Source organism: Caldisericum sp., assembly GCF_049967455.1.
GTDB classification, from domain to species: domain Bacteria; phylum Caldisericota; class Caldisericia; order Caldisericales; family Caldisericaceae; genus Caldisericum; species Caldisericum exile_A.
In genome coordinates this window covers 1-11,818 of record NZ_JBMFSR010000030.1, presented here as the reverse complement: position 1 = coordinate 11,818, position 11,818 = coordinate 1, and the positions used below count along the sequence as shown (strand labels likewise).

12 protein-coding genes and 1 tRNA gene are annotated in these 11,818 nt (G+C 35.4%); 6 read left to right on the top strand and 7 right to left on the bottom strand.

Annotated elements, in window-relative coordinates:
* Positions 1 to 252: 252 nt before the first annotated feature.
* From ACP5SP_RS06315 to ACP5SP_RS06305, 3 genes are read right to left on the bottom strand one after another with little or no spacing between them, the layout of a single operon-like run.
* Complete coding sequence (locus ACP5SP_RS06315) at positions 253 to 870, bottom strand: inorganic triphosphatase (RefSeq protein WP_424586964.1); 618 nt, start codon at positions 868 to 870, stop codon at positions 253 to 255.
* Between the two features lie 2 nt (positions 871 to 872).
* The gene (gene proC, locus ACP5SP_RS06310; protein WP_416084952.1) at positions 873 to 1,694 is read right to left on the bottom strand and encodes a pyrroline-5-carboxylate reductase; all 822 of its coding nucleotides are present in this window, start codon (positions 1,692 to 1,694) and stop codon (positions 873 to 875) included.
* Positions 1,691 to 2,389: a hypothetical protein gene (locus ACP5SP_RS06305; protein WP_424607026.1), complete on the bottom strand. Its 699-nt coding sequence runs from the start codon at positions 2,387 to 2,389 to the stop codon at positions 1,691 to 1,693. Before ACP5SP_RS06305 ends, proC begins: the two co-directional genes overlap by 4 nt.
* A 168-nt stretch (positions 2,390 to 2,557) precedes the next feature.
* On the opposite strand from ACP5SP_RS06305, the gene ftcD reads away from it, so the two are divergent.
* The 6 genes from ftcD (at position 2,558) to ACP5SP_RS06275 (ending at position 8,735) form a co-directional block, all read left to right on the top strand.
* The gene (gene ftcD, locus ACP5SP_RS06300) at positions 2,558 to 3,451 is read left to right on the top strand and encodes a glutamate formimidoyltransferase (protein ID WP_416084950.1); all 894 of its coding nucleotides are present in this window, start codon (positions 2,558 to 2,560) and stop codon (positions 3,449 to 3,451) included.
* A gap of 10 nt (positions 3,452 to 3,461) precedes the next feature.
* The gene (gene hutI, locus ACP5SP_RS06295; protein ID WP_428076262.1) at positions 3,462 to 4,733 is read left to right on the top strand and encodes an imidazolonepropionase; all 1,272 of its coding nucleotides are present in this window, start codon (positions 3,462 to 3,464) and stop codon (positions 4,731 to 4,733) included.
* 1 nt (position 4,734) lies between these two features.
* Positions 4,735 to 5,856: a glycine cleavage system aminomethyltransferase GcvT gene (gene gcvT, locus ACP5SP_RS06290; protein WP_424586966.1), complete on the top strand. Its 1,122-nt coding sequence runs from the start codon at positions 4,735 to 4,737 to the stop codon at positions 5,854 to 5,856.
* A 68-nt stretch (positions 5,857 to 5,924) separates the two neighbouring features.
* A complete protein-coding gene (locus tag ACP5SP_RS06285) occupies positions 5,925 to 7,091 on the top strand; it encodes a pyridoxal phosphate-dependent aminotransferase (RefSeq protein ID WP_424586967.1) in 1,167 nt (388 codons plus the stop codon).
* A 39-nt stretch (positions 7,092 to 7,130) separates the two neighbouring features.
* A complete protein-coding gene (locus tag ACP5SP_RS06280; protein ID WP_424586968.1) occupies positions 7,131 to 7,889 on the top strand; it encodes an MBL fold metallo-hydrolase in 759 nt (252 codons plus the stop codon).
* 9 nt (positions 7,890 to 7,898) lie between these two features.
* Complete coding sequence (locus ACP5SP_RS06275) at positions 7,899 to 8,735, top strand: patatin-like phospholipase family protein (RefSeq protein ID WP_424586969.1); 837 nt, start codon at positions 7,899 to 7,901, stop codon at positions 8,733 to 8,735.
* On the opposite strand, the gene ACP5SP_RS06270 is transcribed toward ACP5SP_RS06275, so the two are convergent.
* From ACP5SP_RS06270 to ACP5SP_RS06255, 4 genes are all read right to left on the bottom strand, one after another.
* The gene (locus ACP5SP_RS06270) at positions 8,713 to 9,918 is read right to left on the bottom strand and encodes an MFS transporter (RefSeq protein ID WP_424586970.1); all 1,206 of its coding nucleotides are present in this window, start codon (positions 9,916 to 9,918) and stop codon (positions 8,713 to 8,715) included. The genes ACP5SP_RS06275 and ACP5SP_RS06270 overlap by 23 nt on opposite strands.
* Positions 9,884 to 11,071: a tyrosine--tRNA ligase gene (gene tyrS, locus ACP5SP_RS06265; protein WP_424607020.1), complete on the bottom strand. Its 1,188-nt coding sequence runs from the start codon at positions 11,069 to 11,071 to the stop codon at positions 9,884 to 9,886. The genes ACP5SP_RS06270 and tyrS overlap by 35 nt, the downstream gene beginning before the upstream one ends.
* 97 nt (positions 11,072 to 11,168) lie before the next feature.
* Positions 11,169 to 11,243 (bottom strand) — tRNA-Arg (locus tag ACP5SP_RS06260).
* 11 nt (positions 11,244 to 11,254) lie between these two features.
* Positions 11,255 to 11,689, bottom strand: coding sequence for a Fur family transcriptional regulator (locus tag ACP5SP_RS06255; RefSeq protein ID WP_424607019.1), 435 nt, complete (start codon positions 11,687 to 11,689; stop codon positions 11,255 to 11,257).
* Positions 11,690 to 11,818: the final 129 nt, after the last annotated feature.

Below are 11,818 nucleotides of genomic sequence, written 5' to 3'. Positions count from 1 at the left end.
TCTTCCATCGATTGTCATTTCGAAGGAGCGAAAGCGACTGAGAAATCTCCACCTTTTAGGGGTAGTTAGGGGGAGAATCGAAAGTCCACCTCTAAATAGGAGGTACTAAGTAGATTCTACCCAAAAGTTTTTTGACTTTGGGATTAGTTTTGAAAAAGTAACCTTCCTATTAAAGAATGGTTAAAAGTGATTAAATCAAAAAGAGGGGCGATGCTTAAGCCCCCTATAGTAAAGCTTATATTCCTAAATAATTTATGGTACCGGGATTGCATTAAAGCAGCGCAAACCTAACTCATATTTTGAAGCAGATGCCTGCTTGAGATCAAATTGTTTTTGAAGAAGTGATGCACATTCAATTAAATCTTCACTACAACCCTTCTTTAACTCAATCTCTACTTCATAATACTCTGCTTTCCTTCTGCCTTTTACAAAATTCAAATAGTCAAGATCAAGTTCAAGTTCAGCATTGTTCTTCTTTAAAACTATAGGATGCCTTTCATTCACGATCTCAATTACTTCCCTTAATTCGTCATCTTTTACAATTTCGTAAACTTCAGGAAAATTTCTTTTCAAAAAACTTTTAGACAAAAAATCCTCATGATCAAGCTCAATTTCTTTCTCTTCTCTTACATAAACTCCTGCATTAAATGTCCCATTTGATTTTAATGTGAGCGTCTTTTTTGAACCCTCTTCACGCAAACGAAAAGCAAGATTCTTGAAAAGAAGTTTGAGATCATCTGTGTCATAATAATGGCTTATGAGCTTCTTTGGGGGAAGACGTGTAACTGACCAACTTAAAAAGTCCATCTCAGCCTCAATCTTCTCGAGAATCTTTCGTGAGGCTGTAAGTTTAACTTCGTACTCAATCATTTTTAACCCCCTTTCTTTTTGTTAATCTCTTTTAGATAAAGAGTCCTCTTGTATGCCGAATAAACCGCTTTTTCTAAAACAGTTCTAAAACCCCCTTTTTCAAGTTCATAAAGCGCATCAGCAGTTGTCCCTCCAGGAGAAGTAACCATATCCCTCAATTCTGCTGTATGCTTTCCCGACTGCATTGCAAACAACACTGACCCAAGAGTTGTTTTATATACAAGTTCCATTGCATCTCGCCTTGAGAAACCAAGATGCACTCCCGCATTTACAAGAGATTCCAAAAAGAGAAACACATATGCTGGCCCTGTACCTGAAAGTGCGGTTGCCATATCCACATAAACTTCATTCTCCACATACATCTCGCTTCCCATTGAAGTTAAAATCTGTTTAACAACATCTTTTTCAGAATCCTCTACCTCTTTTGTAGCAGTCCATACAGTCATACCCTGTCTTATCTGAGCAGGCGTATTTGGCATACAACGAACCACTTTTTTGTGAAGAAGATTTCTTTGTAGAGTTTCAACATCAATTCCCGCCATTATCGAAATTATAAGCTGGGTATCCCTAATGTAATCTTTAACTTCATTTGCAACAGACTCAAAAATCTGAGGCTTCACGGAAAGCACAACTATATCTCCGAATTTAACGGCCTCAGTGTTTGATGTGGTTGTGTTTATATGAAGAGCCTCTTTAACCTCTTGGGCTTTCTTTTCTCTATGAAAACTTCCCATAATATCTTGTGGTACAAATATTCCTGCATCAATAATAGACTTGATCATTGCAGTTGCCATTGTACCTGTACCAATAAAACTTATCTTCATTTTCTTATTTCTCCTCTAAAATTATCGAAGAAATCCTTCAAACTCATCTTTAAAAGCCCCAATTCAAGCACTCTAAAAAGTGCTGCAAAGTCAAGGAGGAAAAATTCTTCAAGATCGACATCGTCAGAATTCTCAATTGCAAACTCCTTAAGTTCAACAAGCCTTTCTTTGATTGTTTTAAGTGAACGAACATTTCTAAAATATCTTTCCTTTATTTGAAGAATTGATTCAAGGGCATTAATTCTTTCACTCTCTGGAACTTGTAGAAAACTCTTATATTCGTTTAGAAAAAACTCCTTTGGGGATTGCTCAATGCTCTGTACAGGATATTTTGAAAGATTGATACTTCTAAAATATGTATTCAAGTCATCAATTGTACTTTCAAAGGTTTGGTCGGCATAAGGATAAATATCTATCGTAAAAAGTGTCATTCGTTCAATCTTCTTTTTTGAGTAGGTGAAATTTTTATAAGTCCAGCCAAGCCTGTAAAGAATATTTGCAAGTTTTTTAACATCATCCTCTTCAAGCAAAGATATCTTTACTGAGACAAAATCATCAACTTGAACAATATTCATCTCCTCGCCAATGTTATGGACAACAAACTGATTAAGACCTTCTTCCTTGATTTTGTCATACTTTATTTTTCTTGACCTTAGCACATCCTCGATTGCCTTTTCAATGCTCTTCTTACCCAACTCTTTAAGCCTCCATGTATTAATATTATACTCATTATTGCTTAATTTTCAAAAAGCTAATTTAAATGCCTAATTGTTTGCATTGATTGTTAAAAGTAAGGGAAGATTTTTCTTCATTTTAATTGACTATTAAACCTAAGAATGGTAAAATATAAAATGAGGTGAAATATGAACGAAATAATTGAATGCATTCCAAATGTCAGTGAAGGAAGAAATCAAGATGTTATAAATCAAATCATTGAAAATCTCAAAAAAACAGGTGTAAAAGTTTTAGATGTTTCGTCGGATTCAGATCATAACCGCACAGTTATAACATTTGTGGGAGATAGGTCAAATGTACTTGAAGGCGCATTCTCTGTTGCAAAAAGTGCAGTCGAACTCATCGACTTACGGCATCATAAGGGCACACATCCAAGAATGGGAGCAGTTGATGTAATTCCATTTGTGCCGATTAAAGGCATAACAATGGAAGAAACAGTTGAGTTAAGTAAAACACTTGCAAAGCGTATCGGAGAAGAACTTAAAGTGCCAGTGTATCTGTACGCGGAATCTGCAACAAAAGAAGAACGAAAAACACTTCCCAATATAAGGCAAGGTGAATTTGAAGGCTTTTTTGAAAAGATTAAGGATCCAAATTGGGCACCTGATTTTGGTCCAAATGAAGTGCATCCGACTGCAGGTGTTGTTGCAGTTGGTGCAAGAGAATTTCTCATCGCTTACAATATATACCTTAATACGAAAGATGTAAATATTGCAGAAAAAATTGCAAAATCCATAAGGGAAAGTTCTGGTGGTTTAAGATTTATACAGGCAAAAGGAATGTATATAGAAGAAAAGGGAATGGCTCAGGTTTCTATGAATGTTTTGAATTATAAAAAGGCACCCCTTTATAGGGTTTTTGAGATTGTAAAAATGGAAGCAGAGCGATATGGCGTAAATGTTGTTGAAAGCGAACTTGTTGGACTTATGCCACTCAAGGCTGCCCTTGATAGTCTTGCATTCTATTTAAGATTTCCAAAACTCACATCCGAAAGTATTATTGAAATGAAAATCTACGAATAAGGAGGGAAAGTTGGAAACTCAATTAGCAGACCTTATTATTTTTAATGCAAAAGAGTTGTTAACTCTTGTTGAAGACACAACAGTAGAAGGAACTGAGAAGGACAAAAAACTTGGGCTCATTCACGACGGCGCAGTTGCAGTAAAAGACAAAAAGATCATTGCCGTAGGTAAATCGGATGAGGTAATAAAAAGTGTTAGAATCGGGAAACACACTTACCAAATAGATGCTTCAAACAAGGTCGTTATGCCAGGATTCGTTGACCCGCACACACACCTTATATTTGCTCACACAAGGGAAAAAGAATTCATTTTAAGGCACCAGGGAGTACAAGAATCAAAGATTTTAAAAGAGGAAAACACAGGCATAATTTCAACTGTGCGCCATACAAGAAAGGCGACATTCGAAGAACTTCTTGAAGAAACCAAAAAACATCTTTCATACCTTGTTGATTGGGGCACAACAACTGTTGAAATAAAAAGCGGTTATGGGCTAAATCTCGAGGAAGAGATAAAGATGCTTAAAATTGCAAAATATCTCAAAGAAAACACTCCAATAAATATTAAATCAACGCTACTTGCGGCGCATGTAATACCTCCTGAATATCATATGAGAGACGAAAAGTACGTTGAGCTTGTCGTTGAAGATATAATACCAATCATTGCAAAAAATGATCTTGCCGATTTTAATGATGTTTGGTGCGAAAAGGGACAATTCACAAGAGAACAAGCAAAGAAGATTCTTTCACAAGGAAAGAAAATGGGTTTAAAACCAAAAATCCACGCAGATGAGTATTCTGACTCAGGTGGTGCAGAAGTTGCAGCAGCGGTACAGGCAATTTCAGCAGATCATCTTGTACATTCAAACGAAGTGGGGCTTAAAAAAATGAAGGAAGCAAATGTTACAGCAGTTCTACTTCCCTGCACGATGTTTTTCCTTGGTAAAGATACCTACCCAAATTACGAATTGATGAAAGATATTGGGCTTACAGTTGCATTGGGCACAGATTTTAACCCCGGCACATCATTTTGCCCTTCAATGCCCTTCATAATTACGCTTGCAATTATGAAACTCAAGATGACCGTTGAAGATGCAATAATTGCCTCAACTAAAAATGCAGCAAAAGCAATTGACATGGAAAAAGAAGTTGGTACCTTGGAAGTCGGAAAACGTGCAAACATAAATATTCTTGATATTGGGCATTACGAAGAAATTCCTTACAGAGTTGCACAAAATTATGTAGAAACGGTTATTTCAAATGGAGAAATTTTAAAAGGAGGATAAAATGGAAAATCTTAAACGAACCCCGCTTTATGAGGAGCACCTCAAATTAAATGCACAGATGGTGCCCTTTGCAGGCTTTGAAATGCCGCTCAAATACACAAGCATAAAAGAAGAGCACCTTGCAGTAAGGAATGCTTTGGGAATCTTTGATGTATCCCATATGGGTGAAATTGAAATTAAAGGTCCCGATGCACTCAAATTCACACACTACTTAGTTACAAATAGTGTCCTTGATATGAAACTTGGAAGGGTAAAATACACACCTATGTGTTATGAACATGGGGGAGAAGTTGATGACCTTTTTGTGTATAATCTTGACTCAAACTTTGTCCTCCTTGTTGTAAACGCTTCAAACTATGAAAAAGACCTTAAATTTGTACTCGACCATAAGGGGAATTTTAATGTAGAAATTGAAGGAAAAACAGATGACTACGGTGAAGTTGCAATACAAGGACCTAAAGCAGAAGAATTTTTGAAGAACTACTTTGAAGGAGAAACTCCGCTTGAAAAACTTGGATACTTTAAGGCAACATATGGAAAACTCTTTAATGTTAATGTCCTCATTTCAAGAACAGGATACACAGGCGAAGATGGTTTTGAAATCTATGCAAAACCTATTGATATCGTTCATATTTGGAATGAAGCACTTGAAAAAGGCAAACCATATGGCATTAAACCTGCGGGACTTGGAGCAAGAGATACCCTAAGATTTGAAGTCTGTTATTGGCTTTACGGAAACGATATCGACGAGACAACAAACCCGTTTGAAGCAGGGCAGGATTTTGCAGTGAAAATGGATAAGGAAAATTTTATTGGTAAATCTGCCTTAGAAAATATCTTAAAAGAGGGTATTAAAAGAAAACTTACAGGTTTTAAGGTGCTATCAGGTGGAGTACCACGACACGGAATGAAAATTTATAGCAAAGATGGCAATGAAATTGGTCATATCACATCGGGTAATATGTCGTTTGTAAGAAATGAAATCCTTGCGTTAGGTTATGTAAAATTAGAGTACAGAGATTTAGGAACACGTTTAATTATAAAAGACGGGAACAGGGTCTTTGAACTTGAAGTGATTGAAATGCCTTTTATTGAACCAAAAGCAGGCAAGAAAAAAGTTTGAAATTTAGACAATAATTTGTATAATAAATTGTTAAAGAAATTTAACAAAATTTTATGGAGGTTTAGAAAATGAAAATATCAAAGATGATTCAAAGAGCAGGTACTGAAACTGCCTTTGAAATGCTTGCAAAAGCAAAAGAACTTGAGCGACAGGGGAAAAGCGTAATTCACTTCGAAATTGGTGAGCCAGATTTTAACACCCCAGAAAATGTAAAAGAAGCAGGAATTAAAGCAATTAAAGAAAATTACACCCATTATTCACCAACACAGGGAATTCTTGAGTTAAGAGAGGCAGTTGCAGAATACATTTCAAAGACGAGAGATATTAAGGTAACACCAGATGAAGTAATCATTACTCCAGGTGGTAAGGATGTAATTTTTGGAACGATGTTATCCTTACTTGACGAGGGAGATGAAGCAATCTATCCAAATCCAGGTTATCCAATCTACGAATCGGCGATAAGGCTTGTTGGTGCAAAACCTGTACCAATGCCCATAAGAGAAGAAAATGACTTTGCCTTTGATAGGAAAGAATTTGAAAAGCTTGTAACTCCAAAAACAAGACTCATTGTCATTAACTCACCTGCGAACCCAACAGGTGGCATACTTTCCTATGAAGACCTTGAATTTATTGCAGACATTGCAAAGAAAAATGACATAATGATACTTTCTGATGAAATTTATTCGAGAATCATTTACGAAGGAAAATTTGTAAGTATTGCATCGCTTCCTCACATGAAAGAAAGGACAGTAATTCTTGATGGATTTTCAAAAACTTATGCAATGACAGGTTGGAGATTAGGCTATGCTGTTGCTAATAAGGAAGTAATTGAAGCACTTAAGAGAGTTGCTGTAAATTCATTCTCTTGCGTTGCAACATTTGTGCAAATGGCAGGTATAGAAGCTCTTCGTGGCCCACAAGATGAGCCTGAAAGAATGAGAAAAGAATACGAGGAAAGAAGAAATTTGATTATTCAAGGTTTAAATGAAATCCCTGGATTCTCTGTTAAGATGCCAAAGGGAGCATTCTATGCATTCCCTAACGTAAAGAAAGTCGGAAAATCCTCAAAAGAACTTGCAGATTATCTTCTCTATGAAGCAGGCGTCTGCACGCTTTCAGGCACTGCATTTGGTGAATATGGTGAAGGCTATTTGAGATTCTCTTACGCAACTTCCAAAGAAAACATTATTGAAGGCTTGAAGAGAGTAAAACAAGCAATTGAAAAGATCATATAGGATTCATATATTGAGGGGGCTTAAGCCCCCTTTTATATCATGGCATTAATAAAATTTTTAGGCACTGCGGGTGCACGATTTGTAGTTGCAAAGCAACTTCGCTACTCAGCAGGAACAGTTATAAAAAGCAAAAATGCAACTCTAATTTTGGATCCTGGACCTGGAACACTCTTAAGACTTGCCTCTGCTCGTCCAAAAATTCCAATTGAAACAGTTAATGGAGTTATTCTTACGCACATTCATCTCGATCACTCAACTGATGCAAATATAATTATTGATTCTATAACAGAAGGTGGCTTAAAAAAATCTGGGGTTCTTTTTACAACAGACGAAGCGCTCAATTCAGAAAATAGAGTAATTCTTCCATTCTTAAAACCATATCTTGAAGGTATTTTTACCTTAAAACATAAAGGTATTTTTGAATTCAAAGATATAAAATTTACTTCTTTTAAGCATAACCACACCGCAGAGACATACGGTATAAGATTTGAAATTGAGGAAAAAACTGTTTCATTTGTTGTTGATACGCTATTTTTCAATGAACTTCTTGATTACTATAAAGACTCCGATTATCTAATATTAAATGTGGTTCGCCTTTCCGAAAAAGAAGGAGTAATGCATTTATCAATTTCTGATGTTGAAAAGTTTATAAAATACTCAAACCCTAAAAAGGTTATAATGACTCACTTCGGAATGACAATGCTTCGAGCAAATCCTGAGAAAGTTGCAGAGTCACTCTCAAATAAATATGGAATTGAAGTAATTGCAGCATATGATGGACTCACAGTAGAGTTTTAGGAGGTAAATGTGAAATTAGGATTAGTTTTATCAGGTGGTGGCGCAAGAGGACTTGCACATATTGGAGTTCTTAAAGCCCTTGAAGAAATTGGAATTCATCCTGATGTTATTACTGGTGCATCAATGGGTGGTATTATAGGTGCAATGTATTCACTTGGGATTGAAGCAAAAGATCTTGAGAATATGCTTTCAAAACTCGATTTTAATGAACTTCTCGAAATTAGAAGTTTTTTCTATTCACAAAAGGAAAACAAAATTCTTAATACAGTAGTTCAGCAAACGTCTCTTATACCTCTTTTTACAAAGTTGGGTTTTGACTCTGGAAGAAAAATAAGAAAAGTCTTTAAAGATATAACTCAAGACAAAGAATTCAAAGACTTAAAAATACCATTTTCTTGCGTTGCAGTTGATCTTATTACAGAGCGCCTCATCACTCTAAATTCAGGAAAACTTTATGAAGCAATGTATGCAACGGGTGCAATTCCACCATATCTTGAACCATTAGAAAAAGATGGAATGCTTCTTGCAGATGGAGGTATTTTAAGTAATGCGCCAGTTGATGTTGCAAAGGAAATGGGAGCAGAAAAAGTAATCCTTGTAGATGTAAACCCACTTCAAACATTCAGAAGAAAAGAAAACTTTAGAAACGCATTTGATATTATTTTAAGGGTACTTGATATAACGCTTGACACCCTCTACATAGATGAGCTTGCAAAAGCAGATTACCTAATTCAAATCCCGTTAAACTTTGATATATTTGATTTTGATAAAAAAGAGGAGATTATAAAAATCGGATATACTATCGGTAAAGAAAGTCTACTGGCTAAGGGTTTGAAGGGTTCTTAACTGCAAGTTTAAAAGTTAAAATAAGACCTAAAAGTGAGACAAGAAAGCCCAAAATAAATACGCCATTTAATTTAAACATTCTATAAGCAAAACTAAATATAAGTGGTCCAATTGTTTGCCCTAAATTTACCATTGAACCGTTTGCTGTCATTATTAAACCCCTCAATTCCTCTTTTGAAAATTTATTTAGAAGTTGTGGAGTAAGAGTTATATTAATGCCCTGCGCAACACCGAAAAACATAGAACCAAGTGTAAGAAAAATGTAATCTTTTGAAATGTAGAAAAGTATCATAGACAACGCATAAAATACAAAACCACTTACATATACAACTTCGTCTCTGAAAAATTCAGTAATACGCTCAATTTTATATGAAACTATTGCCGAAATAAAAGAAGAAATACCGATAAAAACACCTGTAAGAGTTGATGACATTTCAAACCTATATTTTGCTAAAAATGAAAAATAGTTAAGATATGCTCCATAAAGCACTATGAAGGTAAAAGTTGTACCTAAAAATACAAAAATAAGGTCATCGTTAACGGCATTTCTTATTGGAACTTTAATCTCATTTTCTGACTTTTTTATAGCTCTGTCTTCAAGAAGGAAAAGCAGTAAAATAAGCGAAACAAAAGAAAAAAGTGAAAGCAAAAACGGATTTCTTGGATTGATATCTGAAAGTACTCCCCCTAAAATTGGAAATAAAGTAAGTGCAATTGATGTTACAACACCGTTCATTCCAAGTGCAAATTTTAGGGCACGCCCTTCAAATGTATCAGCAAGGATTGCAACATTAAGGGATAGTAAAGTTGATGCACCAATGCCTTGGACAAAGCGAATAATGAGAAGCGCTTTAAAATCATTTGCAAAATAACCAAGAAAGCCAAGCCCAAAAATAAATAGTGCAATTGAAAGAATAATTTTTCTTCCAACCTTATCAGAAAAGAACCCCAAAACTGGCGAAAAAACTATTCCAGGAAGAGTAAAAAATAGAAGAATAAGTCCCGAAGAGGCATCATCAATTTCAAAAGACTGTGCAATTTTAGGCAACGCAGAAGACAAACTCGAAATACCTAAAACTGCCGTAATTGTAACAAGAATTGCAGCGTAAAAATTCCTGTTTTTAAAAACAATCGCACTAAAATTTTCTTTAGAATACGAGTTTAAAAAACTGTCTTTTGCCAACTCTTAAAATGTCTCCGTTATTTACCTTTACTTTAAAATTTTCAATCTTCTCATCATTTATTTTTAATCCGCCTTGCTCAATAAGTCTTTTAACCTCGCTTTTTGAGGGAAGGATTTTTAGGCTCACAAGAAGATTCACAATATCAACAACACCATCTTCTACAAATTCTTCAATATGAAGTTCAGGCATCTCATCTGGCAGCTCTCTTTTACTGAAAACTTTTATGAAGTTATCATAGGCCTTTTGAGCTTCATCAATTCCATGGAAAATTTCAACAATACCCTTTGCAAGTTCAAGTTTAAGGTCTCTTGGATTGACCTTTCCTTCTTTTATACTTTCTTCTATTTCCTTTGCCTTTTCATCATCAACATCAAGGACAAGATAATAGTACTCTGAGATAAGGTCATCTGGAATGGACATAATTTTTCCAAACATTGTCTTTGGATCTTCTGTTATCCCTACATAATTTCCAAGGCTTTTACTCATCTTTTGAACTCCGTCAAGCCCACGTAAGATTGGCAAAATAATTGCAATCTGAGGAGGTTTTCCTTTAACCTCAAGTAGATGCCTTCCCATTATGAGATTAAATTTTTGGTCTGTTCCTCCAAGTTCTACATCGGCATCAATTGCATAAGAATCGTATGCTTGCATTATTGGGTAAAACAATTCATGGAAAAATATGGGAATATCCTGCGAAAAACGTTTTTGGAAGTCATCACGCTCAAGAATCCTTGCAAGGGTAAAATTGGCGCATAGTCTAAACCAATCTTCGAAAGTTATTTTTGATAACCATTCAGAGTTAAAGCGCACTTCGGTTTTTTCCTTGTCAAGTACTTTAAATACCTGATCAAAATAGGTCTTCGCATTTTCTTGTATTTGCTCTTTTGAGAGGGGTGGTCGCGTCTTTGACCTTCCAGACGGATCACCAACAAGCCCAGTAAAATCTCCTATAATAAAAACAACTTGATGTCCAAGTTCTTGAAAATCCCTTAACTTACGAAGGACTACATAATGTCCAAGGTGAAGATCTGGGGCAGTGGGATCTGCACCAAGTTTTACTCTTAATTTCTTTCCACTTGCAAGACGCTCTTTTAATTCGTCCTCATTTATTATCTCAACTGTTTTTCTTTTTATCTTTTCAAAGGCATCCATCAAAACCTCCCAAAATAAGTTTTTATATTTTACGCATAAATTTAATTTTTAAAAGCACAATCAAAAAAGCCCCTGATAAACAGGGGCACAAAAATATTGGCGCGCCTGAGGAGAATTGAACTCCTATTCATGGCTCCGGAGGCCATTGCTCTATCCGTTGAGCTACAGGCGCTAATAGACTACTTATTTACTTTTTATACTATGGTGGGCTTTACTTTGGCAATCTTTGCAAATGCCGTAAACATTTAAGGCAATATCCTCAACCTTAAAGCCGGTTTCTTTAATTTCCTTCTCAACATCTGAAAGATCTATATAAAGGTCTTCAATTTTTCCACACACTTTACAAATTAGATGTACGTGTGGTTCAATATGCCCATCATACCTTTTTGCATCTTCCGAGGTAGAAACTTCCTTTACAAGTCCCTTTTCAATAAAATCATTGAGCACATTATAAACTGTTGCATAACTTATTTTGTCCATTGTTTGTTTAACATTACTAAAAATTTCTTCAACCGTTGGGTGAGAATAGGTACTCTTAAGAAACTTGTAAATTTCTACTCTCGGTTTCGTTACCTTTAGCCCATTTTTTCTTAAAATTATTTCAATATTATCTTTCATCATGGTATATATTATTACACACTTTTTAATTTTTTGCAAGTACACCAAATTGAAAAAACTTTAAGACCCTCGATACTTTCCCAAAGATACACCAAAGAATTGTCAATCCGAGGAACGAAGTGAGACGAG

Bases quoted from the DNA above. Each gene is read 5' to 3' on its own strand.
- ACP5SP_RS06315 (WP_424586964.1), bottom strand. From the start codon at position 870: ATGATTGAGTACGAAGTTAAACTTACAGCCTCACGAAAGATTCTCGAG.
- proC (WP_416084952.1), bottom strand. From the start codon at position 1,694: ATGAAGATAAGTTTTATTGGTACAGGTACAATGGCAACTGCAATGATC.
- ftcD (WP_416084950.1), top strand. From the start codon at position 2,558: ATGAACGAAATAATTGAATGCATTCCAAATGTCAGTGAAGGAAGAAAT.
- gcvT (WP_424586966.1), top strand. From the start codon at position 4,735: ATGGAAAATCTTAAACGAACCCCGCTTTATGAGGAGCACCTCAAATTA.
- ACP5SP_RS06285 (WP_424586967.1), top strand. From the start codon at position 5,925: ATGAAAATATCAAAGATGATTCAAAGAGCAGGTACTGAAACTGCCTTT.
- ACP5SP_RS06280 (WP_424586968.1), top strand. From the start codon at position 7,131: ATGGCATTAATAAAATTTTTAGGCACTGCGGGTGCACGATTTGTAGTT.
- tyrS (WP_424607020.1), bottom strand. From the start codon at position 11,071: ATGGATGCCTTTGAAAAGATAAAAAGAAAAACAGTTGAGATAATAAAT.
- ACP5SP_RS06255 (WP_424607019.1), bottom strand. From the start codon at position 11,689: ATGAAAGATAATATTGAAATAATTTTAAGAAAAAATGGGCTAAAGGTA.